Raw genomic sequence first — 21,842 nt, forward strand, 5'->3', positions numbered from 1 at the left:
ATGGGCGTGCGGACTGTCTTCAGGGAAAATCTGCATTGTTGCGTAACAAATCTGCCAGCCCTTCGGCCTCCATCGGCCGACTGATCAGGTAGCCCTGCACCTCATCGCATCGTTCTGTACGCAGGAAATCCAGCTGCTGCTGATCTTCCACACCTTCGGCCACCACCTTGAGCGCCAGACCGTGAGCCATCGCAATGATCGCTCGGGTAATGGCGGCGTCTTCCCGTCCCTGGCCGAGGCCGCGGATAAAGGTCTGGTCGATCTTCACGTAGTCCACAGGGATACGCTTGAGGTAACTGAGGGATGAATAGCCGGTGCCAAAGTCGTCGATCGCCAGCTTCACGCCCAGGTCACGCAGCTGCTGGAAGGTCGCAATGATGTGTTCAACACTGTCGAGCAACTGGCTCTCGGTCAGTTCCAGTTCGAGGTATTGCGGGTCCAGGCCGGTTTCTTCCAATACCTGGCGCACCAGGCTGACCAGCTTGCCCTGGCGCAACTGGTGCACCGAGAGGTTCACCGACACGCGGATCGGTGCCAGCCCCTGGCGCTGCCACTCACAGGCCTGCCAGCACGCCTGGCGCAGCACGAATTCGCCCAGCGGTACGATCAGGCCCGTTTCTTCGGCCAGGCCGATAAAGTCGCCTGGCGGCACCATGCCCCATTGTGGGTGCTCCCAGCGGATCAGCGCTTCGGCAGCGTTAAGCTTGCCGGTGGCCAGGCACAGTTTCGGCTGGTAGAACACCGTGAGCTGACGCTCATCGATGGCTTTGCGCAGATGGTTTTCCAGCTGCAAACGCTCCAGGGTGCTGGCTTGCAGGCTGTCGGTGTAGAACTGGAAGTTATTGCCACCCAGGTGCTTGGCGTGCTGCATGGCCATGTTCGATTGACTGACCAGCGCAGAAATTTCCCGCGCGTTATCCGGCAACAGGCTGATGCCCATCGACGCACTCACCACCAACTCATGCCCTTCTACCGTCACCGGAACCCGCAGCTTGGCCAGCAGCCGCGTGGCCACCCGTGCCAGGCTCGACAGGTTGCCGTAGGCGTCGAACAGCACGGCGAACTCATCGCCGGACAAACGCGCGATGGTGTCGGCCTCGGGCAAGGCATTGATCAACCGACGGGCCATCTTTTGCAGCAACTGGTCGGCCACTTCATGGCCCAGGCTGTCATTGAGCAACTTGAAGCGGTCGAGGTTGATATGCAGCAACGCCAGGCTGCGCCCGCCTTGGCGTACACGCTGATGGGCCTCGCGCAGCCGTTCGCGGAACAGCGAGCGGTTGGACAGGCCGGTCAACTCATCGTAGTGGGTGAGGTAGCGCATGCGCTCCTCGGATTCGCGCCGCGCTGACAGATCGGCGAAGAAGCCCACGATATGGCTGACCTTTCCCCGAACATCACGCACTACATTCAGTTGCAGCCACTGCGGGTACAACTCGCCGTTCTTGCGTGTTTCCACCAGCTCGCCCTGCCAGGTGCCATGGCTGAGCAAGGCTTGGCGGATGACCGGGAAGTGGCGCCGGGCATCGCGGCTGCTGGGCAGCTCGACGACATTGCGACCGAGCATATCGTCGATTTCAAACCCGGTGACACGGCTGAAAGCCTGGTTGACCGCGATCAGCGCGTAGTCCGGGTCAAGGATCACGATGCCTTCGCTGGCTGCCTCGAATACGGTCGAGGCCAACCGCTGCTGCTCTTCCAGGGCCTTGCCGGCACTGATGTCGCGGCGGGTGCCGAGCATTCGAATCACTCGCCCGCTGGGTGCACGCTCCACGGCGCGCCCGCGGTCTTCGATCCACACCCAGTGGCCATCGCCATGGCGCACGCGGTATTCCACCTGGTAATCCTCAGTGCGCCCCTTGAGGTGCTCCACCAGTGCCCGCTTGAGCAGCGGCAGGTCGTCGGGGTGCAGGCGCGGCTTGAGGTGGCCGAGCATGGCCGTGACGTACTCGGGCTCGAGGCCGAACAGCTCTTTGAGCTGGGTGTGGTGAACCTCATCGGTTTGCAGGTTCCAGTCCCACAGGCCCAGCTCACTGGCTTGCAGGGCCATGGCCAGGCGCGCCTCGCTTTTATTCAGGGCCAGGCTGGCGGCGTCCAGTTCCTGGCTGCGTTGCGCCACACGGTCCTGCAGGCCGATTTGCGCATCCCGCAACTCCTGCTCGACCTGACGCCGCTGCTCGACTTCGCGCACCAGATCCTGATTCAGTTGCTCGCTGCGTTGCTGCGCCTGCTGCAGATGCTCGATCAATGCCTGGTTCTGGAAGCGCCGCAACAGCCCACGCTGGATCAGGCGGTTGACCTGCCACGCCACCACGCTCAGGGAGGCCAGCAGGATCAGGCCGAGCACACCCCAGCCCTGTTGCTGCGGCGCCCCATTCCAGAACAGATAGGCAATGGCCGGCACCAGGCACGGCAAGGCAAAGGACAGGAACGCCGGCAGGCTCACGGCGTAGGCGACACTGGCTGACAGCGTCGCCGCCCCGATCAGGCCGAACACCCAGGCCTGTTGGATAAAGCTGTCCACCGGCACCAGGGCAATGGCCGCGGTGGCCAGGGTCAGGCCACTGACCGCCGAGCCGAGCATGAACATGCGCCGCCAGATCGGTTGGGCCTGGCGGCTGGGCATGGCCGAATCAAAGGCCGCCACCTGGATCACGCGCATGGCCACCAGGGCCAGCAGCCACACCAGCCAGATGCTGTCGAGCAGGTATTGCTTGGGGTTCCACAGCAGCCAGGCGCAGACCAGGCCGTTGACCAGCATTAATAAGGTGGGCAGCAACGAGCCCTGATAGAGCAGGCGTGTGCGCTCGACCGCCATCTCGGTGGCGTAATGTTTACGGATAACCTGCGCGGGCGCCGCCGAGGGGCCAAGCAGGTCGGTGCTGAGAGTCATAGGCAGTGTTCTTATAATGGTGAGCCCGAAACGTCGACGGAGCATACACAAGCAAGCGCTTCGGCCAAACTGCTCCAGATCATAAAAATCATCCTGTGATCAGCCGCAAACCTTGGTGCCAGACCCCTCGGGCGAGGCACTGCGCGGGCTGTGGCCCATGACTTACCGGTCATCAGCCTTGCCGGAATGTTTGCCCCTGCAGGATCACGCGGGAGGTTTTGCATCGACCACCCGGCATTGGGATTTGCCCGAGCCCCCTTAGGCCCATAGAATGCGTCGATGCGCGATGATCTCTCTCTTTTGCTGAACTCCCTCAACGATGCCCAACGCCAGGCCGTAGCGGCCCCCGTTGGCCGTCAGTTGGTCCTGGCCGGTGCTGGCTCCGGTAAAACCCGAGTGCTGGTGCACCGTATCGCCTGGTTGATCCAGGTCGAGAACGCGTCCCCGCATTCCATCCTGTCGGTGACTTTCACCAACAAGGCCGCTGCCGAAATGCGCCACCGCATCGAGCAGTTGATGGGCATCAGCCCGGCCGGCATGTGGGTGGGCACCTTCCACGGCCTGGCGCACCGTCTGTTGCGGGCACACTGGCAGGAAGCGGGCCTGGCCCAGACCTTCCAGATCCTCGACAGCGATGACCAGCAACGCCTGGTCAAGCGCGTGATCCGCGAACTGGGTCTCGACGAACAGCGCTGGCCGGCGCGCCAGGCCCAGTGGTTTATCAACGGCCAGAAAGACGAAGGCCTGCGCCCGCAGCATATCCAGGCCAGCGGCGATTTGTTCCTGGCCACCATGCGCAGCATTTATGAAGCCTACGAGGCCGCCTGCGCACGCGCCGGCGTCATCGACTTCTCCGAGCTGCTGCTGCGCGCCCTCGACCTGTGGCGCGACAATCCGGGTTTGCTGGCCCATTACCAGAAACGCTTCCGTCACATTCTGGTGGACGAGTTCCAGGACACCAACGCCGTGCAGTACGCCTGGTTGCGTCTGCTGGCCAAGGGCGGCGACAGCCTGATGGTGGTGGGCGACGACGACCAGTCGATCTACGGCTGGCGTGGCGCGAAAATCGAGAACATCTACCAGTATTCCGAGGATTTCCCGGACGCGGTCACCATCCGCCTGGAGCAGAACTACCGCTCCACCGCCGGCATCCTAAAGGCCGCCAACGCCTTGATCGCCAACAACACCGGGCGCCTGGGCAAAGAGCTGTGGACCGACGGCGGCGAAGGCGAGGCGATCAACCTGTATGCCGCGTTCAACGAGCACGATGAAGCGCGCTACGTGGTGGAAACCATCGAAAGCGCACTGAAAACCGGCCTTGCCCGTAGCGATATCGCGATTCTGTACCGTTCCAACGCCCAATCGCGGGTGCTGGAAGAAGCCTTGCTGCGCGAGCGCATCCCGTACCGCATTTATGGTGGCCAGCGCTTCTTCGAGCGTGCGGAAATCAAGAACGCCATGGCTTACCTGCGTTTGCTCGAAGGCCGTGGCAACGACGCGGCACTGGAGCGGGTGATCAATATCCCGGCCCGTGGCATCGGCGAGAAAACCGTCGAGGCGATTCGCGACCACGCGCGCCATGCCGATGTGTCGATGTGGGAGTCCATGCGCCTGCTGATCGCCAATAAAGGCCTGACCGGCCGTGCCGCCGGGGCGTTGGGGGTGTTTGTCGAGTTGATCGAGAACCTCGCGGCCAAGTGTTCGGAAATGCCCCTGCACCTGATGACCCAGACGGTGATCGAGCAATCCGGGCTGATTGCCTATCACGAAGCGGAAAAAGGCGAGAAAGGCCAGGCCCGGGTAGAAAACCTCGAGGAACTGGTCAGCGCCGCCCGCGCGTTCGAAAACACCGAGGAAGACGAAGAGCTGACCCCGCTCGCCGCCTTCCTCGGCCATGCATCCCTGGAAGCCGGCGACACCCAGGCCGATGAGCATGAAGACAGCATCCAGTTGATGACCTTGCACAGCGCCAAGGGCCTGGAGTTTCCGTATGTGTTCCTGGTGGGCATGGAAGAAGGCCTGTTCCCCCACAAGATGAGCCTGGAAGAGCCCGGCCGTCTTGAAGAGGAACGCCGCCTGGCCTATGTGGGCATCACCCGCGCAATGCAGAACCTGGTGATGACCTACGCCGAGACCCGACGCCTGTACGGTAGCGAGACCTACAACAAGGTGTCGCGCTTCGTACGTGAAGTGCCGAAGGGACTGATCCAGGAAGTGCGTCTGTCCAACAGCGTCAGCCGCCCGTTCGGCGGGGGCCAGCAGCAGAACTCCAGCAGCATGTTCGCCGGTTCCGAGATTCCGGAAACCCCATTCAGCCTGGGCCAGCAGGTCAGGCATGCGATCTTCGGCGAAGGCGTGATCCTCAACTTCGAAGGCGCCGGTGCCCAGGCACGGGTACAGGTGAACTTCGCCGAAGGCAGCAAATGGCTGATGATGGGCTACGCGAAGCTCGAAGCTGTCTGAAACATTTGCCTACATGAAGGTTATTGGCCCGCCCTTGTTTTTAACGAGCGCGGGCCAATATCTGTAATACGTCCTACAGACCATTCTGTTTCGGTCTTACGCAAAAGCCCGAAACATTATGTCGCTAGCCACTGTCACTACACCTGTGCAACATGGCGCGCGTGCAATCCACAAATGGGAATTCCCTTTATGAAACGTTTTCTTAGCATCGCCATGGCGTTGTGCATCGGCCTGACGATGAGCCTCGACGCCAACGCCAAACGCTTCGGTGGCGGCAAAAGCTCGGGCGCGGCGCCGACTCACCAGACCAGCCAAATGGCTCCATCCGCCGGTGCCGGCGGTGCTGCCGCTACCGCAGGCGCAGCCGGTGCTGCCGGCGCCGCAGCCAAGGCCGGCGGTGCTTCGCGCTGGTTGGGCCCTCTGGCCGGTATCGCGGCCGGTGGCCTGCTCGCTTCCATGTTCATGGGCGGCGGCTTCCAGGGCATGCAGATCTTCGACATCCTGATCATGGCGGTCATCGCCTTCCTGGTCTTCCGTTTCATCGCCGCCCGTCGCCGCAAGCAGCAGGAGCAGATGGCTCCGGCCGGCGCGCCGATGCAGCGTGAAGTGTTCGAGCAGAAGCCAGCCATGGGTTCGATCTTCGGTGGTTCGGCAGCGCCTGCCGCAGCCCGACCGGTGATAAACGCACCGGCGTGGTTCAACGAGGAACGTTTCGTCGAAGCGGCCCGCAGCCACTTCCAGTCCCTGCAGCAGCACTGGGACGCCAACGAAATGGACAAGATCTCCGAGTTCGTGACCCCGCAACTGCTGGAGTTCCTCAAGCGCGAACGCGCCGACCTGGGCGACGGCTTCCAGTCGACCTATATCGACGACCTGCACGTGCAACTGGAAGGTGTGGATGATCGCGCCGACAAGACCATCGCAACGTTGACCTTCAGTGGCGTGTCGAAGACTTCGCGTTTCGACCAGGGTGAAGCGTTCAGCGAAAGCTGGAACATGGAACGTGCCCAAGGCGACAACCAGCCATGGCTGGTCGCCGGTATCCGCCAGAACGGCTGATACCCACGCGCTTGAGCAAGTCGTAACAAAACCCCGGACCTGTCCGGGGTTTTCTATTTCACGGTTGCACTTATGGCGAGCTACTGTATAAAACGCCCCTATAAACCGCGCCATCAGCAAGAGGATCCCGGCCGTGGAAGAAATCATCGAACAATTGCGTGAAGCCAATGAACCGGTTCCGGTTCCTCTGGAGTTGCCTGACGAAGATCAACTGGTGGAAATCGAGGAACAGCTGTTCATCGACATCCCGTTTGTCTTTCGTGAATTCCTGCTGACCGTCAGCGATGTGGTGTACGGCAGCCTGGAGCCGGTGACCGTCACCGACCCGCAATCCCACACCTACCTGCCGGACGTGGCTGCCAACGCCTGGGATGCCGGTGTTGACCGCAGCATGATCCCGATCTGCCAGGACGGTGACGATTACTACTGCGTCGAAGAAGACGGCACCGTGGTGCTGTGGTCCGGCGAAGAAGAACTCGTCACCGAAGAGACCTGGGAATCGGTGTGGCACTGGGCGCGGGACGTCTGGCTGGAAAGCTGACACCTGACCCCCGTGGCGAACGGGCTTGCGGTGGTGAGCGGGCTTGTCCCGCGCCGGGCCGCGTAGCGGCCCCCACTAGTGCTCCGGCGTATCCTTATGGTTATCCAGCGTCTCCAGCAAGGCGACCTGCATCCGCGTATGCACACGGATGAACCATCGCCAGAGCACGGCCGCCACCGCCGCCGTGACCACGGCAATCAGCACCAGCAACTTGTTGGTCGGCAGAATACTGGCCGACAAGGCTGCCAATAGCACAAAGATCACCAGCAGCGACAAAATCGGGATCAGCTCCGCAATCACCCGTCGCACACGCTGGGTATGTCGCCCGGCCATTTCCGGCTTCACGCTCATCTCCGCCAGCAACATCGACAGCGCCTTGAGCTTGCGGTACGCCGCGATCAGGAACGGCAGCGACAACAGCAATGCCCCACCCCAGATCAACGCCTTCTGCCAGCTTGGATCACTGATCCAACCTTCCAGATACCCACCAATGCGCACCGCGAAAAAGCTTCCAGCGAAGAAAATCGCGATCACCAGCGCCAGGTTCACGCCCACCTGCAGGATGATCTTGCGGATCATCGACGCCAGCATGGCGCCCTCGCCTTGCGGCTGAATACTGCGTAACCATTCGCCGTACATGCCAAACACCCGGCTCATACGCTTGGGCATCACGGCGGCGATCTTCAATGACAAAGGGTCGGCGCCGCGAATCAGGTACGGCGTGAGCAGCGTAGTAATCGCCGAAACGGCCACCGCTACCGGATACAGGAAGTCGCTGGTCACCTGCAAGGTCATGCCCAGCGCGGCGATAATGAAGGAAAATTCGCCAATTTGTGACAGCCCCATGCCTACGCGCAGTGAGGTACGGCCGTCATTGCCGGCGATAAAGGCACCCAGGCCGCAGGACAGCATCTTGCCCAGCACCACGGCCACGGTGATCACCGCGATCGGCCAGGCGTATTGCAGGAGGATCTGCGGGTCGATCATCAAGCCGATCGCCACGAAGAAGATCGCGCTGAACATGTCGCGAACCGGCTCGATCAGGCGCTCGATCTTAACCAGTTGCCGGGATTCGGCCATGATCGCGCCGATCAGAAACGCCCCCAGCACCATGCTGTACTCCAGCTTGACCACCAGCAGGCAAAAACCGAAACACAGGCCCAGTACGGTGATCAGCAGCATTTCGTTGCTTTCGAATTTGGCCACGTAGGCCAACAGGCGCGGCACCAGCAAAATACCGATGACCAACGCGACAATCATGAACAGCGAGAGCTTGCCGACCGTGGAGAACACCTCGCCGGAACTCACCGTACCGCTGACGGCGATGCTCGAGAGCAAAGCGATGATGCCGATGCCGAGGATGTCTTCCACAATCAGCACGCCAAAAATAAGTTGGGCGAAGCGCTGGTTTTTCATCTTCAGGTCATTGAGTGCCTTCACGATGATGGTAGTGGAGGAAATCGCCAGGATCGCGCCGAGGAACAGCGAGTCCATGATGTTCCAGTCGAACCAGCGGCCAATCTCGTAGCCGATCCAGATCATCAGGATGATTTCCAGAAAGGCCGCGATAAACGCCGTGGCCCCCACCTTGAACAGCTTGCGCAGGCTGAACTCCAGGCCCAGACAGAACATCAGGAAGATCACCCCCAGCTCGGCGAGGGTCTTGATGGTGTCTTCGTCGTGGATCAGGCCGAACGGCGGGGTGTGCGGGCCAATGATGAAGCCGGCGACGATGTACCCCAGCACTACGGGTTGCTTGAGGCGGTGAAACAGGACGGTGACCACCCCTGCCACCAGCATGATCACGGCCAAGTCCTGGATAAAGCTGATGGCGTGCATGGCGAGGGGCTCCTTGAGGGTACTGGCGCTTTTCCCACTTCCGCACGCGCCTTTGAAAAATCGCAAAGTGCGGAAGGAAAAGTCTGCCTTGATCGTAAGAAATGCCCTGAGATGGGCTTTTGAAGGTTAACACCGCGACTTCCGCCGGAAAGCCGGTGCAATATATGGAAACAGATCGGTGAACGCGTGACGGCAAGCCGCCCACCGGCGTCCCGTAAGGGATGGCGCTGCAAAGATCCCAGCACCCGCAGAGGTGCCCCCCAATCAATGCCTACAACCCGTGAGTGTGCTATGGAACCCGGAAACGCCCAGCTGTCGATGACGGTATTGATGACCCCTGACATGGCCAACTTCTCAGGCAATGTCCACGGCGGCACCTTGCTCAAGTACCTCGACGAAGTGGCCTACGCCTGCGCGAGCCGTTATGCCGGTCGCTATGTGGTGACGCTGTCGGTGGATCAGGTGATTTTTCGCGAGCCGATCCATGTCGGCGAGCTGGTGACATTCCTTGCATCGGTCAACTACACCGGCAATACGTCGATGGAAGTGGGCATCAAGGTGGTGACCGAGAACATCCGCGAGCGCTCGGTACGTCATACCAACAGCTGCTTCTTCACCATGGTGGCCGTGGACGACCAGCGTAAACCCGCTGCCGTGCCACCGCTGCAACCCCATAACAGTGAAGACAAGCGCCGGTTCGTGCAGGCCCAGCAGCGCCGGCAGATCCGCCAGGAGCTTGAGAAGCGCTACCAGGAAATCAAGGCTGACGCGCTGTAAGTCCAACCAAAAAATGGGGGAGGTTTGCCCCCCTCTCACATTGGGTTCTGTGTACTTACAGGCTGATCGGCGTCGCCTCGAAACGTACGCGAGGATGGGCGATGCGGTCCTGGGCGCGGACCAGTTCCAGCTCGTAGCTGGCGCAGGCCTGGGTTTCCAGCAGCACTTCGTGCACCGCCGCGGCCGTGAACTCAAAAGCCGCCAACAGGCTGTCGCCCAACAACACCCGCGCCAGGAACAACCCCGACGTCAGGTCGCCCACGCCCACCGGCTGGCGCGGGAACGCCAGCAGCGGCCGACGCAGGTGCCAGCTGCCTTCGGCAGTTACCAGCAGCATCTCGAAACCATCCGGCAACTTGCCCGGGTAATCCAGGTGCTTGACCAGCACCGCCTTCGGGCCACGGGCCAGCAATGCCTTGGCCATGCCCAGGCAGTCGAACAGCGATTGCGGCTTGCGCCCGGCAAAGCTGTCCAGTTCCAGTTGGTTGGGGCACAGGAAGTCGGCCATGGCCGCCGCTTCATCCAGCAGGAAATCGCTGACGTCCTGCGGCACGATGCAGCCTTTTTCCGGGTGACCCATCACCGGGTCGCACAGGTACAGGGCCTTGGGGTTGATGGCCTTGATGCGCGCTACACCGGTAAGAATCGCGCGGCCCTGATCCGCACTGCCCAGGTAGCCAGACAGGATCGCATCGCAGTTGCCCAGCTCGCCGATGGCGGCAATGCCTTCCACCAGAGCAGGAATCTGCTGCGGCGCCAACACTTCGCCCGCCCACTGACCATACTGGGTATGGTTGGAGAACTGCACCGTGTTCAGCGGCCAGACGTTCACCCCGACCCGCTGCATGGGGAACACGGCGGCGCTGTTTCCGGCGTGGCCAAAGACCACATGAGACTGGATCGCAAGCAGATGAGGTGTGCGTTTCATGCAGGAGATTTCCGTAAAGCCATTGAAATTCTGGCCGCGCAGTATGCGACTAAACGCAGCCTGTACGACAGACCGACGACACAGTTAAGCTGCTCTCACTTTGTTGGAGTTTTTCGCATGCTGACCCTGGGAAACATCTTCGTGTTGATGCTGCTGGCGACCGGCGCCGCCTGGGTATGGCACAACCACGGCCTGCGAGAGCGGGCGTTGGCGCGGGTCAAGCAGCATTGCGCCAAGCTCGATATCGAATTGCTCGACGGCGCCGTGGCGTTGAAGCGCATCGGTTTTGTGAAGGATGCCAACGGTCGGCGGCGTCTGGCGCGTATCTACAATTTCGAGTTCACCGTCACGGGCGAGACCCGTCACAGCGGGACCATCACGCAATTCGGCGCCCACAGTGCGCAGATCGAACTGGCGCCCTACCCGTTCGAGGTCAAGGAAGCACTGCCCAGCGCCAATGTGATCGAGCTGAGCCAATGGCGCCAGGACCACGCCACCAAGAACCGTCAGTAACGGCAGGCGGCCAGTGCGATCTGCAACGCGGCCACGTCCTGTGGTGCGCTGAAGATCAGTTCGATACGTGAGTCGCGACGCCACTCGCTGGGTTGCCAGGCCAGCGGGCTGTTATCCACAGCATTGGCCGATATCCACCCATCACGGCTGTGGATAACCAGTTTGGCGCGGCGCCACTCAAGGGATGTCAGCCACAGGTGCAGACGCTCGGAATCGAATTGCTGGCTCGGGTGCCAACGCCAACCGATACTCCAACCGCCCTCCTGGACCTGGCTCAGGCAGATCGGCACTGCTGGATCGCTCCAGACAGCCGGCAATTGAGCCAGCCCCTTGGGCACCACGAAGTTATCCACAGCCGCTTCAGCCTGCGCATTCAAGCCTGGCAGGCTGCCGAGTGGCACGTATGCCTGCTGCGTCCAATAAATGTTGCGATCGGGTAGCTGTCCTTCGACGGCTTCCCGTTGCGCAGCATCCAGCCTCTCATCCTTGTTCAGCACCAACAGCCCGGCACTGGCCAACGCTTCCTGCTGCGCCGGCGGCAAGGGTTTGCCCGCCGCCAGCGCCTGGGCGTCCAGCACCAATACACAGGGCTGAACCGCCAGCACCTGCTGCCACGGCGCTTCGCGCAACTGCTTGAGCAACTGTGCAGGATGGCCCAGGCCCGAGGGTTCGATAAACAACCGATCCGGCTTGGCCTTACGCAGCAGCCGGCCCAGGCCTACCTGAAACGGTGCGCCATTCACACAACAGAGGCAGCCACCGGCAACTTCACCCAGGGCAATGCCATCGTCATCCAGGGTCAGCAGTGCAGCGTCCAGGCCGATCTGGCCGAACTCGTTGATCAACACCGCCCAGCGCTCGTTGGCCGGGCGTTGGGCAAGCAGGTGCTTGATCAGGCTGGTCTTGCCGGCGCCCAAAGGCCCGGCAATCACGTGGGTGGGAATGTTCTGCAGCATGGGTGCCATCGTTCGGACCGTGTAGAGGGTTTGATCCTACGCGGTTACGCGAGCCAATCCAGCGTCAGAATCAATCGGCGCTCATCCGCTTTCAGCGCCGGGGAGCGATGGATGAGGCCGTGGTTTTCGTTGCCGTGCCATTTGGTGCCTTTGAGCAGGGCCACTTCACCGCACTGGATCTGTTCGATGCGCTCGCTCGGTTCGGCGTCCGGTTGGCTGAGCTTGCGGCGGTCCATCACCCCTTCGCGCAACCACTGGCTACCGATGCCGGCATAGGTGGTGATCAGCCGCACCGGCACATGGTCAACGTGAAAACGCGGGCACATGGCTTTATCCAGCAGCCGCAGGCGCACACCAATACGCTTGGCGCCGAGCAGGCACGCAAAGGCACTGACCAGCCACGACACATCGGCGATAAAACTTTCGTAGCCTTCAAGATCGCGGCAACTGGATGCCAGACCGCACAGGTTCGGCTCGGCGTCTTCGCTGTTGAGTTCGATCACCAAGGACTCGGCCAACGGCTCATTGAGCGCCACCAGCAAGGCGCCGAACTCGGCGATATGCAACGGCAATTGGCGCTGCCACAGCGCCAGGTTCACGCCGTCTTCGAGAATATCGGACAGCGCCAGCGGGGTTTCACCACGGGTCTGGCGCACCACCGGGCGCAAGGGGATAAGCGATGCCAGCATCAGGCGGCCTCTTCATACCAGGGACCAAATGGATCAGCCAGCAGGCGCCAACCCTCGACACCCAGGGCCAGTTCTTCATCGGTGAGCAAGCACGCGTCCAACTCGGCACGCATCCGCGCGAAGTCGATGTTCTGTCCGATAAACACCAGTTCCTGACGGCAGTCGCCAGTACTGAGCTGCCAGTTGCCCATGATGGCGGCGACGCTTTCTTCGTCCTGGGGCCATTGGCTTTTCGGCACAAAGCGCCACCAGCGTCCGGCAAACCCGTGGCGCATCAAGCCACCGGCCTGGGACCAACTGCCCGCATCCTGGTGCTTGCTGGCCAGCCAGAAAAAGCCCTTGGAACGCAGCAATTTGCCGTTGACCCACGGCCGGTCGATAAAGTCGAAGAAGCGTTGCGGGTGGAAGGGCCGACGTGCGCGGTAGGCCGTGGAGGCGATACCGTACTCTTCGGTTTCCGGTACATGTTCACCCCGCAACTCCTGCAACCAGCCCGGCGCCTGCGCGGCACGTTCGAAGTCGAAGCGGCCCGTGTTGAGGATCTTGTGCAGCGGCACCTCGCCCATGACCATCGGGATGATTTCCGCCTGGGCGTTGAGGCGTTCAAGGATCGCCATCAGTTCCTCGCGCTCATGGCTGCTGATCAGGTCGATCTTGCTGATCAGGATCACGTCGGCGAATTCGATCTGCTCGATCAACAGGTCGGTGATCGAGCGTTCGTCTTCCTCACCGAGGGTTTCGCCCCGTGAGGCGAGGCTTTCGGCGGCCTGGTAGTCGAGCAGGAAGTTCATGCCGTCGACCACGGTGACCATGGTGTCCAGGCGCGCGATATCGGCCAGGCTTTGTTCGTTTTCATCACGGAAGGTGAAGGTTTCAGCCACCGGCAACGGCTCGGAGATACCGGTGGATTCGATCAACAGGTAATCGAAGCGACCTTCCTTGGCGAGTTTTCCGACTTCTTCGAGCAAGTCTTCACGCAAGGTGCAGCAGATACAGCCGTTGCTCATCTCCACCAGTTTTTCTTCGGAACGGTTGAGGGTGACGTCACGCTGCACCTCGCTGCCGTCGATGTTGATTTCGCTCATGTCATTGACGATCACCGCCACACGCAGGTTTTCGCGGTTGCGCAGGACGTAGTTGAGCAGCGTGCTTTTACCGGCGCCGAGAAAGCCGGACAACACGGTAACGGGGAGACGATTGGGCATCAGGTAATCCTCATCAGGGTTGGCCGGTCAAATCGCCCGTTTATGGCGTTCGCGCAGCTCTTGACGTTCTTTGGCTTCGATACACAGGGTGGCGGTGGGACGCAGCAGCAGGCGTTGCAGGCCGATGGGCTCACCGGTTTCGCGGCACCAGCCGTATTCGCCGCGGGCCAGCAGTTCGAGGGCGTCGTCGATTTTGTCGAGCAGCTTCTTTTCCCGCTCCAGCAAGCGCAGTTGCCACTGGCGCTGTTCTTCGGCGCTGCCCACATCGGCCGGGTCGCTGTTGGGCTCCTGCTCGCGCAGCACCAGGAATTCGCCCTCGATGCGCGCTTGCAGTTCATGGCGCTGAGTCAGCAGCAGTTCGCGGAAAAAGCCCTGCTGGGCTTCATTCATGTAGTCGGCGGGCGGTTGGGCCAGCAGGTCTTGTTCGGTCATGGGGAGCGGTTCACGGGTCAGGCTGTACCTTTATGTTATAGTATAACAATACAAATAAGCCAATCCCCCTTGCTCGTTACGACGAAGGGCGCAATGCTTGAACACTTACCAGCCCCCGAGACCCCTTATGAAATACCTGGTGTGCGTCCTGTTACTGGCAGTCGCGGGGCCTGCCTGCGCCCAAGCGCCAAGCTTGCTGGCCAAGTGCACGCGCAGCGCCAACCTGTTGGCCTGTGTGGACCCCCTGGGCAATGCCTACAGCGTAGCGACGGTGGGCACCACCACGTATCTGCGCGGTTTCGAAGTGATCGGGAAACGTTATTGGGCACAAACCAACAGCCGCTACGGACAACTGACGTTCTTTACCGGTTTGGCGTCGGATGGAGAGGCATGGGTGGGCTACACGCGGCGCGTGGGCTGGACCACAATCAACCGGTTTTCCAGCTCCGGTGGCGCCACTGCCAAATTCACGTGCAGCCGAATTACCGGCTGTTAGGCCTGAGCATTCTTCTGTTCCTGGACCCAGGCCATGTAGCTGTTCATCGGCGGGTTCTTCTGGAAGTAATTTTTCAGGCCTTCGAACAAGCCATCCGCAACCGCCTGTTGATGGCGCGCCGTCACCAGGCGCTGGGCGTCCTGGGCATTGGAGATAAAACCAGTCTCCACCAGGATCGACGGCACGTCCGGTGACTTGAGCACTGCGAACCCTGCCTGTTCCACACGTTTCTGATGCAGGCTGGTGATGCTTTGCAGGCTCCCCAGTACCGAGCTGCCCAGTTGCAGGCTGGAGGCGATGGTGGCGTTCATCGACATATCAAGAATCACCCCGGCCAGCATCGGGTCCTTATCCTTGAGATTGAGCAACGTGGTGGCGCCCAGCAAATCCGCGCCGTTTTCACGCTGTGCCATAAAGCGCGCCGTGGCCGAGGTTGCGCCGCCCTCCGACAGCGCATACACCGAGGCGCCCGAGGCCGTGAGCCGTGGCGCGGCATCGGCATGCACCGAGATGAACATATCGGCCTTGTGCTGACGGGCGATGTCCACGCGCTTGCGCAGCGGCACAAAGAAGTCGTCGTTACGCACCAGTTTCACGTCAAAACCCTTTTCGCGTTTCAAGCGCTTGGCCAGCAGTTGGGCGATAGACAGCACCACGTCTTTTTCGCGCTGCCCCTTGGAGCCGACAGCACCGGGGTCTTTGCCGCCGTGGCCGGGGTCGACCACCACAATGATGTCGCGCCTGGGGTGCGCCTTGTTCACCGGGGCCACCAAGGGCACCGCCTCAGCCGCGATTTGACGCGGTGCACGGGTGGCGCTGGTCAGGTCCAGCACCAGGCGATGGCCCTGCCCGTCCTGAGGCGGCAATACAAAGCTGTTGAGCTGCATCGGCGCGGCCAGGTCGAGCACGATGCGCGTATCCGCCTTGCCGAAATGCCCCGAGCGAATCGAGGTGATCCCGCTGTTCTTCAGCTCAAGTTGAGAAAAGTCACCACTGAGGCCTGCGCCGCTCAGGTCGATGATCAGGCGTTCCGGAGCAGTCAGGGAGAAGGTCTTGTATTGCACTGGGCCGCTAAGGTCGAACACCAGGCGCAGCTTGTCGTCCGAGCGCCACAGGCGTGCATTGCGGATCTGGGTCGCGTGGGCGGCGAACGGCAAAGCAAACAAAGGGCTGGCCAGGAGCAGGTTGAGGAGCTGACGTCTGTGCATGACAAATACCGCAAATGGAGGAGCGTCCGTACTCCGCATGAGTGAAAAAAGGCCGGGGCAGAAAATTCATCGTCGACTCTATTGTTATACTATAACATGTCGAATTATTTCCAACGATGGACCTGCTTATGAATGCGCTGACTCTGCCGGATATTGCCGCGCAGGCTTCACGCCAAGCCTTGCCACTCGACTGGGTGGGCATGTGCGGCATCGCCCTGCCGATCCTCATTGACGGCCAACGCCTTAGCGCCAGCGCCGATGCTGGCGTCAGCCTGGACGATGGCACCGCCCGTGGCATTCATATGTCACGCCTGTACCTGGCACTGGAGATGCTCGAACAGCAGCCCGTTACGCCTGCACTTCTGCGCAATGTACTGCAGCAGTTTCTCGACAGTCATGAAGATTTATCTAAGAACGCCTACCTGCGTCTCCACACGAATTTGCTGCTGAAACGCCCAGCACTGGTCAGCCCACTGGCCGGCTGGAAGGCCTACCCGGTGAGCATCGAAGCGCGCCTGGAAAACCAGATGTTCCACGTGGAACTAAAAATTGACGTTACCTATTCTTCAACCTGCCCCTGTTCTGCCGCCCTCGCCAGGCAGTTGATTCAGCAGCAATTTCTCCAAGACTTCGGTAACACGCCGTTGCAGCATGAAGACGTGCTGTCCTGGCTCGGCAGCGCCAACGGTATCGTCGCCACGCCCCACAGCCAGCGCAGCAGCGCCCAGCTGCACGTGCACCTGCAAGGCGAACATCTGGCGCTGACCGAGCTGATCAACGCTGCCGAAGCTGCCCTCGGCACCGCCGTACAAACCGCCGTAAAACGCGCGGACGAACAAGCCTTTGCCCTGGCCAACGGGCAGAACCTGATGTTCTGCGAAGACGCCGCCCGCCGCCTTAACCTCGCCTTGAAACGCTCGGATGCGGTCAAAGCCTTCCACCTCAAAGTGATCCACGCCGAAAGCCTGCACGCGCACGATGCCGTGGCCGAAAGCCGCTGGACGAGAAACCCTGCATGATCACCTGCACCGCTTTACGCTGGGGCGCCCCTGGCCAACCGCTCACTCCCGCCGTGGATTTCACCCTGGAAAAAGGCAGCCTCACCGGCGTGATCGGCCCCAACGGCTGCGGCAAAAGCAGCCTGCTCAAAGTCATCGCCGGCCTGCAAAAACCGTTGGCGGGCAAAGTGACCGTGGATGTTCCACGCCGAGGTGGCCTGTCGTTCCTGCCCCAGCAACAGCACCTTGACCGTCAGTTCCCCATCAGCCTGCAAGAACTGGTCGCCGCCGGCTTCTGGGGCACGCGCCTCACCCCGCAGCAAAGAAGCGAGCACCTGCAAAAAGTGCTGGAAGACTGGTGCCTCAGTGGTCTGGAACAGCGCCCGCTGATGGCGTTGTCAGGCGGCCAACTACAACGCGCATTGCTCGCTCGCATGAGCCTTGCCGAGTCGCCAGTGTTACTGCTTGACGAGCCCCATGCCGCTCTGGACGAAGAAGGCCAGGCGCTGTGCTGGAGCCATATCCACGCCTGGCACGCAGAAGGCCGAACGTTGGTGGTGGTGTGCCATGACCTGGCCTCCGTACGCCAACACACCCAACAAGTGGTGCAAATCAAAAGCAGCGGCTGCGTGTTCGGTTCCAGCAAAGAGTTGATCCGCCCGCAGCCGCACATGCAGGTGGCCTGATGCACTTCGCCGCCCACCTGTGGATGCCCTTCCTCGACTTCGTCTTCATGCGTCGCGCCCTGATCGGCGGGCTGGTGCTCGCCTGCAGCACCGCTCCGCTCGGCGTATTTCTGATCCTGCGCCGCATGAGCCTGATCGGTGACGCCGTCGCCCACGGCATATTGCCCGGCGCCGCACTGGGCTTCTGGTTCGCGGGCTTGAGCTTGCCCGCGCTGACCATCGGCGGCCTGGGCGCTGGCCTGGGCATGGCCGGCCTGTCGGCGTGGATCACCCGCCGCACCGGCCTGCGCGAAGATGCCAGCCTGGCGGCCATCTACCCCATCTCCCTCGCCGCCGGCGTGTTGATCCTGGGCCTGGCCGGCAAGCGCCTGGACCTGCTGCACCTGCTGTTCGGCTCGGCCCTGGCCGTCGACGAAACCACCCTGACCGGCATGCTCTGGGTTTCCGGGTTCAGCCTGATCGCCATGGCGCTGATCTACAAACCGCTGCTACTGGACACCCTCGACCCGCTGTTCCTGCAAACCGTCAGCCGCCTTGGCCCCCTGGCCCACGGCTTGTTCCTGACCCTGGTGGTCCTGAACCTTGTGATTGGCTTCCAGGCCATCGGCGCCTTGATGGTGGTGGGTTTGATGATGCTGCCGGCCATCGCTTCACGCTTCTGGAGCCGTCGCCTGCCGGTGTTGATCGCGGTATCGGCGGTGCTGGGATGCCTGTCGGTGTGGTTGGGTTTGTTGCTGTCGTTCTACTTCTCGCTGCCCAGCGGCCCGGCGATTGTGCTGGTGGCTGGCGGTGGGTACCTGCTGTCCGTGGTCTTCGGTCCGGTGCACGGCTTGCTGCGCCGCCCGCCTTTGCTTACATCCCAATGAGGTGTTTCCCGATGCGCGCTCTACTCGTGCTGTTCAGTCTGCTGTTGCCGTTGTCGATGGCCCAGGCCGCCGACAAACTCCAGGTGGTTACCAGCTTCAGTATTCTCGATGACATCACCCACCAGATCGGTGGCGATCACATCCAGATCAGCAACATGGTCGGCCCCGACGCCGACGCTCATACCTACGAACCGACCCCGGACGACGCCAAGGCGCTGCTCAAGGCCAAGCTGATCATCAAGAACGGCCTGGGCTTCGAGCCGTGGCTGGACCGTCTGGTGACCAGCACCGAAACCAAGGCCACGGTGGTCACCGCCAGCAAAGGTGTGATTTCCCACACCATGGAGGAAGACGGCGAAACCATCCCCGACCCGCACGCCTGGCACAACCTGGCCAACGCCGAAATCTATGTGAACAACATCACCAAGGCGCTGGTGGCTGCCGACCCGGCCAACAAGGCCGACTACCTGCGCAACAGCCAGGCCTACCTGAAAGAAATCTACCGCCTGCTGGCCGAAGCCAAGACCAAGTTCGGCGCGCTGCCGCCGGGTAACCGTCGCATCGTTACCTCCCATGACGCCTTCGGCTACCTGGGCCAGGCCTATGGCATCCAGTTCCTCGCGCCCCAAGGCCTGTCCACCGAACGTGAACCGTCGGCCGCCGAAGTCGCCGCGCTCATCACCCAGATTCGCAAGGACAAGGTCAAGGCCGTATTCATGGAAAACATCAAGGACTCGCGCCTGCTCAAACAGATCGCCGATGAAAGCGGCGCGCAGATTGGCGGCACGCTGTACTCCGACGCCCTGGCCGCAGAAGGGCCGGCGAGCACCTTCACCGGGCTGTTCGAGTACAACCTCAACACCCTGTGCGCAGCGTTGAGCAAGCCGTGACCCTGAGCATGCTCGAACTGGAAGGGGCTGCCGTCGGCAGCCGCTTTCCACTCGCCGCCGTGCTCGACGCCCTGCCGTGGAACAGCGACGGCCTGATCGCCGCCATCGCCCAGCAACACGGCAGCGGCGAAGTGCTGATGCTGGCCTGGATGAATCGCCAGGCCCTCAACGAAACACTGGCTACCGGGCAGGTCTGCTATTGGTCGCGCTCGCGCCGACAGCTGTGGCGCAAAGGCGAAAGCTCCGGTCACTGGCAACAGTTGGTGGAAGCACGCCTGGATTGTGACGGCGACGCGGTACTGCTGATCGTCGACCAACAAGGCCCGGCCTGCCACACCGGCCGCCCCACCTGTTTCTACAACGCCATCGACGGCGCCTACGTTCACATCATGACGGAGCCAGTTGCATGATCCGCAAGAACCCTTCCGGCGATCTGCCGGTGATTGCCGAATCGGCCTACGTCGACAAGACCGCAATCATCTGCGGCAAAGTCATCATCGGCGAGAACGTGTTTGTCGGCCCCTACGCCGTGATCCGCGCCGACGAAGTCGACGCCGGCGGCACCATGGACCCCATCACCATCGGCGCCAATTCCAACATCCAGGACGGCGTGGTCATCCACTCCAAGTCCGGCGCCGCCGTGACCATCGGCGAATTCACGTCCATCGCCCACCGCTCCATCGTCCACGGCCCCTGCACCGTCGGCGACCGGGTGTTTATCGGTTTCAACAGCGTGCTGTTCAACTGCGCCGTCGGCGATGGCTGCGTGGTGCGCCACAACTCGGTGGTCGACGGCCGTGATTTGCCCGCCGCCTTCTACGTGCCCTCCACCACCCGCATCGGGCCGAATACCGACCTGTCGCAATTCCCGCCGGTGAGTGTCAGCGCCTCAGAGTTTTCCGAAGACGTGGCACGTACCAACGTCGACCTGGTGCGCGGTTACAAAGCCCTGCAAAACGAGTTCTAAGCCATGAGCCGCCTGCTGATCCGCAACGCCCGCCTGGTGAACGAAGGCGAGGAATTCGACGCCGACGTGCTGGTCGCCAATGGCCGTATCGAAAAGATCGCCAGCAGCATCGGCGGGAACGCCGCGCCCGTGTCCATCGACGCCCAAGGCCAGTGGTTGCTGCCGGGCATGATTGACGACCAGGTGCACTTTCGCGACCCCGGCGCGCCGGACAAGGGCAGCTTCTACAGCGAGTCCCGCGCAGCGGTAGCCGGCGGCATCACCAGCGTCATGGACATGCCCAATACCAACCCGGCCACGCTGAACCTGGAAGCCCTGGCCGATAAAAAGCGCCGCGCGGCCCTGCACTCGGTGGCCAACTACGGCTTTCACTTCGGGGTCAGCAACGACAACCTCGACACCGTCGCCGCCCTCGACCCGCGCGAAGTGGCCGGGGTCAAAGTATTCATGGGTGCCTCCACCGGCAATATGCTGGTGGACGACCCACGGGTCCTGGAACGGCTGTTTGCCGAAGTGCCGACCATTCTGCTGGCCCACTGCGAACACACGCCGAGCATCCAAGCCAACGAGCAGCGCATGCGTGAGCGCTTTGGTGACAGGATCCCCGCCGTCGCCCACCCGCTGATCCGCGATGCCGAAGCCTGCTATCGCTCATCCTCCTTCGCGGTGGAACTGGCCAAGCGTCACGGCACGCGCCTGCATGTACTGCACCTGACCAGCGCCCGCGAGTTGGCATTGTTCGAAGACAAACCCCTGGCGCAAAAACGCATTACCGCTGAAGTCTGCGTGCACCACCTGCTGTTCGATGACCGTGACTATCACCGCCTCGGCCACCAGATCAAATGCAACCCGGCGATCAAGACCCGCGCCGACCGCGACGCCCTGCGCCTGGCCTTGCTGAGTGATCGTCTGGATGTGATTGGCACTGACCATGCGCCGCATACCTGGGCGCAAAAACAGTTGGGGTATCGTGAAGCGCCTGCGGGTTTGCCCCTGGTGCAACACGCGCTGCCGGCGTTGTTGGAGTTGGTCGCCGATGGGCTGCTGCCCCTGACCACCCTGGTGGCCAAGACCAGCCACCGTGTCGCCGACCTGTTTGCCATCCCGGACCGGGGTTACCTGCGCGAAGGGTATTGGGCCGACCTGGTGCTGATCAAACCGGAGCCCGAAGGAAAACCGGTCAGGGACGAGCCGATTCTTGCCCGCTGCGGCTGGACGCCGTTCGCCGAACGCAGCTTTCGCCACAGCGTGAGCACCACCCTGGTCTCCGGCCACCTGGCCTGGCACAACGGCCAGGTGGTCGACAGCTGCCAGGGTTTACCGCTGCATTTTCTAAGGTAGGCGCGAGCTTGCTCGCGAAGAGCGTTAACGATAACGCGGGGGACCTGACACCCGATGGCGCTCTCCGGTTTTTCGCGAGCAAGCTCGCTCCTACA

21 protein-coding genes and 1 pseudogene are annotated in these 21,842 nt (G+C 61.8%); 14 read left to right on the forward strand and 8 right to left on the reverse strand.

The window, feature by feature from the left end:
• Nucleotides 1-19: 19 nt before the first annotated feature.
• A complete protein-coding gene (locus J3D60_RS21015) occupies nucleotides 20-2,893 on the reverse strand; it encodes an EAL domain-containing protein (protein ID WP_253492655.1) in 2,874 nt (957 codons plus the stop codon).
• Nucleotides 2,894-3,172: 279 nt separating this feature from the next.
• On the opposite strand from J3D60_RS21015, the gene uvrD reads away from it, so the two are divergent.
• The 3 genes from uvrD (at nucleotide 3,173) to J3D60_RS21030 (ending at nucleotide 6,956) form a co-directional block, all read left to right on the forward strand.
• Nucleotides 3,173-5,356: a DNA helicase II gene (uvrD, locus tag J3D60_RS21020; protein ID WP_027608218.1), complete on the forward strand. Its 2,184-nt coding sequence runs from the start codon at nucleotides 3,173-3,175 to the stop codon at nucleotides 5,354-5,356.
• Nucleotides 5,357-5,545: 189 nt separating this feature from the next.
• Nucleotides 5,546-6,415 carry a Tim44 domain-containing protein gene (locus J3D60_RS21025; protein ID WP_065937942.1) on the forward strand — a complete coding sequence of 290 codons (870 nt, stop codon included), beginning with the start codon at nucleotides 5,546-5,548 and terminating at the stop codon, nucleotides 6,413-6,415.
• A 133-nt stretch (nucleotides 6,416-6,548) separates the two neighbouring features.
• Complete coding sequence (locus J3D60_RS21030; RefSeq protein WP_017739032.1) at nucleotides 6,549-6,956, forward strand: SMI1/KNR4 family protein; 408 nt, start codon at nucleotides 6,549-6,551, stop codon at nucleotides 6,954-6,956.
• Nucleotides 6,957-7,031: 75 nt separating this feature from the next.
• On the opposite strand, the gene J3D60_RS21035 is transcribed toward J3D60_RS21030, so the two are convergent.
• Nucleotides 7,032-8,795 (reverse strand): cation:proton antiporter, encoded by a 1,764-nt coding sequence (locus tag J3D60_RS21035; RefSeq protein WP_253492656.1) that lies wholly within the window; start codon nucleotides 8,793-8,795, stop codon nucleotides 7,032-7,034.
• A 291-nt stretch (nucleotides 8,796-9,086) separates the two neighbouring features.
• Here J3D60_RS21035 and J3D60_RS21040 point away from each other — a divergent pair, with 291 nt between their 5' ends.
• On the forward strand, nucleotides 9,087-9,572 hold the full coding sequence (locus tag J3D60_RS21040; protein WP_003177014.1) for an acyl-CoA thioesterase: 486 nt from the start codon (nucleotides 9,087-9,089) through the stop codon (nucleotides 9,570-9,572).
• 55 nt (nucleotides 9,573-9,627) lie between these two features.
• On the opposite strand, the gene pdxY is transcribed toward J3D60_RS21040, so the two are convergent.
• Nucleotides 9,628-10,500: a pyridoxal kinase PdxY gene (pdxY, locus tag J3D60_RS21045; protein WP_065926771.1), complete on the reverse strand. Its 873-nt coding sequence runs from the start codon at nucleotides 10,498-10,500 to the stop codon at nucleotides 9,628-9,630.
• A 117-nt stretch (nucleotides 10,501-10,617) separates the two neighbouring features.
• On the opposite strand from pdxY, the gene J3D60_RS21050 reads away from it, so the two are divergent.
• Nucleotides 10,618-11,013 carry a DUF3301 domain-containing protein gene (locus J3D60_RS21050; protein ID WP_065926772.1) on the forward strand — a complete coding sequence of 132 codons (396 nt, stop codon included), beginning with the start codon at nucleotides 10,618-10,620 and terminating at the stop codon, nucleotides 11,011-11,013.
• Here the strand turns inward: J3D60_RS21050 and J3D60_RS21055 are convergent.
• Genes J3D60_RS21055 through dksA form a run of 4 tightly spaced genes read right to left on the reverse strand, consistent with a single transcriptional unit; the run spans nucleotide 11,007 to nucleotide 14,295 of the window.
• Complete coding sequence (locus tag J3D60_RS21055) at nucleotides 11,007-11,969, reverse strand: GTP-binding protein (RefSeq protein ID WP_253492657.1); 963 nt, start codon at nucleotides 11,967-11,969, stop codon at nucleotides 11,007-11,009. The genes J3D60_RS21050 and J3D60_RS21055 overlap by 7 nt on opposite strands.
• Before the next feature lie 44 nt (nucleotides 11,970-12,013).
• Nucleotides 12,014-12,658, reverse strand: coding sequence for a DUF1826 domain-containing protein (locus tag J3D60_RS21060; protein WP_253492659.1), 645 nt, complete (start codon nucleotides 12,656-12,658; stop codon nucleotides 12,014-12,016).
• Entirely contained in the window at nucleotides 12,658-13,863 is a 1,206-nt protein-coding gene (zigA, locus tag J3D60_RS21065) for a zinc metallochaperone GTPase ZigA (RefSeq protein WP_065926775.1), read from the reverse strand. Before zigA ends, J3D60_RS21060 begins: the two co-directional genes overlap by 1 nt.
• A gap of 27 nt (nucleotides 13,864-13,890) precedes the next feature.
• Nucleotides 13,891-14,295 (reverse strand): RNA polymerase-binding protein DksA, encoded by a 405-nt coding sequence (gene dksA, locus J3D60_RS21070; RefSeq protein WP_065937939.1) that lies wholly within the window; start codon nucleotides 14,293-14,295, stop codon nucleotides 13,891-13,893.
• A gap of 127 nt (nucleotides 14,296-14,422) precedes the next feature.
• Here dksA and J3D60_RS21075 point away from each other — a divergent pair, with 127 nt between their 5' ends.
• Nucleotides 14,423-14,791, forward strand: a complete 369-nt coding sequence (locus J3D60_RS21075; protein ID WP_253492661.1) for a glutamine synthetase — start codon at nucleotides 14,423-14,425, stop codon at nucleotides 14,789-14,791.
• Here J3D60_RS21075 and J3D60_RS21080 read toward each other — a convergent pair.
• Nucleotides 14,788-15,999, reverse strand: a complete 1,212-nt coding sequence (locus tag J3D60_RS21080; protein ID WP_253492663.1) for an N-acetylmuramoyl-L-alanine amidase — start codon at nucleotides 15,997-15,999, stop codon at nucleotides 14,788-14,790. The two genes, J3D60_RS21075 and J3D60_RS21080, sit on opposite strands and share 4 nt — an antisense overlap.
• Nucleotides 16,000-16,127: 128 nt before the next feature.
• Between J3D60_RS21080 and folE2 the strand changes: the two genes are divergently transcribed.
• From folE2 to J3D60_RS21120, 8 genes and pseudogenes are all read left to right on the forward strand, one after another.
• Nucleotides 16,128-17,018, forward strand: coding sequence for a GTP cyclohydrolase FolE2 (folE2, locus tag J3D60_RS21085; RefSeq protein ID WP_253492665.1), 891 nt, complete (start codon nucleotides 16,128-16,130; stop codon nucleotides 17,016-17,018).
• Entirely contained in the window at nucleotides 17,015-17,683 is a 669-nt protein-coding gene (locus tag J3D60_RS21090; RefSeq protein WP_253492666.1) for a metal ABC transporter ATP-binding protein, read from the forward strand. The genes folE2 and J3D60_RS21090 overlap by 4 nt, the downstream gene beginning before the upstream one ends.
• The gene (locus tag J3D60_RS21095; protein ID WP_027608205.1) at nucleotides 17,683-18,549 is read left to right on the forward strand and encodes a metal ABC transporter permease; all 867 of its coding nucleotides are present in this window, start codon (nucleotides 17,683-17,685) and stop codon (nucleotides 18,547-18,549) included. The genes J3D60_RS21090 and J3D60_RS21095 overlap by 1 nt, the downstream gene beginning before the upstream one ends.
• An 11-nt stretch (nucleotides 18,550-18,560) precedes the next feature.
• Complete coding sequence (locus J3D60_RS21100; protein ID WP_108573487.1) at nucleotides 18,561-19,439, forward strand: metal ABC transporter substrate-binding protein; 879 nt, start codon at nucleotides 18,561-18,563, stop codon at nucleotides 19,437-19,439.
• Entirely contained in the window at nucleotides 19,436-19,849 is a 414-nt protein-coding gene (gene hisI / locus J3D60_RS21105) for a phosphoribosyl-AMP cyclohydrolase (RefSeq protein ID WP_146476911.1), read from the forward strand. Before J3D60_RS21100 ends, hisI begins: the two co-directional genes overlap by 4 nt.
• A complete protein-coding gene (locus J3D60_RS21110; RefSeq protein ID WP_253492667.1) occupies nucleotides 19,846-20,406 on the forward strand; it encodes a DapH/DapD/GlmU-related protein in 561 nt (186 codons plus the stop codon). The genes hisI and J3D60_RS21110 overlap by 4 nt, the downstream gene beginning before the upstream one ends.
• Nucleotides 20,407-20,409: 3 nt before the next feature.
• Nucleotides 20,410-21,747: a dihydroorotase gene (locus J3D60_RS21115; RefSeq protein WP_065937932.1), complete on the forward strand. Its 1,338-nt coding sequence runs from the start codon at nucleotides 20,410-20,412 to the stop codon at nucleotides 21,745-21,747.
• An 8-nt stretch (nucleotides 21,748-21,755) separates the two neighbouring features.
• Nucleotides 21,756-21,842: pseudogene (locus tag J3D60_RS21120) on the forward strand (outer membrane lipoprotein carrier protein LolA); the annotation flags it as partial.

Origin of the sequence: Pseudomonas sp. S3E17 (assembly GCF_024168685.1) — a bacterium.
GTDB lineage: Bacteria > Pseudomonadota > Gammaproteobacteria > Pseudomonadales > Pseudomonadaceae > Aquipseudomonas > Aquipseudomonas marginalis.

Coding starts and splice junctions, on each gene's coding strand:
- J3D60_RS21025 (WP_065937942.1), top strand. CDS start 5,546: ATGAAACGTTTTCTTAGCATCGCCATGGCGTTGTGCATCGGCCTGACG.
- J3D60_RS21110 (WP_253492667.1), top strand. CDS start 19,846: ATGATCCGCAAGAACCCTTCCGGCGATCTGCCGGTGATTGCCGAATCG.
- folE2 (WP_253492665.1), top strand. CDS start 16,128: ATGAATGCGCTGACTCTGCCGGATATTGCCGCGCAGGCTTCACGCCAA.
- dksA (WP_065937939.1), bottom strand. CDS start 14,295: ATGACCGAACAAGACCTGCTGGCCCAACCGCCCGCCGACTACATGAAT.
- J3D60_RS21090 (WP_253492666.1), top strand. CDS start 17,015: ATGATCACCTGCACCGCTTTACGCTGGGGCGCCCCTGGCCAACCGCTC.
- J3D60_RS21040 (WP_003177014.1), top strand. CDS start 9,087: ATGGAACCCGGAAACGCCCAGCTGTCGATGACGGTATTGATGACCCCT.
- zigA (WP_065926775.1), bottom strand. CDS start 13,863: ATGCCCAATCGTCTCCCCGTTACCGTGTTGTCCGGCTTTCTCGGCGCC.
- J3D60_RS21055 (WP_253492657.1), bottom strand. CDS start 11,969: ATGCTGCAGAACATTCCCACCCACGTGATTGCCGGGCCTTTGGGCGCC.
- J3D60_RS21100 (WP_108573487.1), top strand. CDS start 18,561: ATGCGCGCTCTACTCGTGCTGTTCAGTCTGCTGTTGCCGTTGTCGATG.
- pdxY (WP_065926771.1), bottom strand. CDS start 10,500: ATGAAACGCACACCTCATCTGCTTGCGATCCAGTCTCATGTGGTCTTT.
- J3D60_RS21060 (WP_253492659.1), bottom strand. CDS start 12,658: ATGCTGGCATCGCTTATCCCCTTGCGCCCGGTGGTGCGCCAGACCCGT.
- J3D60_RS21035 (WP_253492656.1), bottom strand. CDS start 8,795: ATGCACGCCATCAGCTTTATCCAGGACTTGGCCGTGATCATGCTGGTG.
- J3D60_RS21095 (WP_027608205.1), top strand. CDS start 17,683: ATGCACTTCGCCGCCCACCTGTGGATGCCCTTCCTCGACTTCGTCTTC.
- J3D60_RS21050 (WP_065926772.1), top strand. CDS start 10,618: ATGCTGACCCTGGGAAACATCTTCGTGTTGATGCTGCTGGCGACCGGC.
- J3D60_RS21015 (WP_253492655.1), bottom strand. CDS start 2,893: ATGACTCTCAGCACCGACCTGCTTGGCCCCTCGGCGGCGCCCGCGCAG.
- uvrD (WP_027608218.1), top strand. CDS start 3,173: ATGCGCGATGATCTCTCTCTTTTGCTGAACTCCCTCAACGATGCCCAA.
- J3D60_RS21075 (WP_253492661.1), top strand. CDS start 14,423: ATGAAATACCTGGTGTGCGTCCTGTTACTGGCAGTCGCGGGGCCTGCC.
- J3D60_RS21115 (WP_065937932.1), top strand. CDS start 20,410: ATGAGCCGCCTGCTGATCCGCAACGCCCGCCTGGTGAACGAAGGCGAG.
- J3D60_RS21080 (WP_253492663.1), bottom strand. CDS start 15,999: ATGCACAGACGTCAGCTCCTCAACCTGCTCCTGGCCAGCCCTTTGTTT.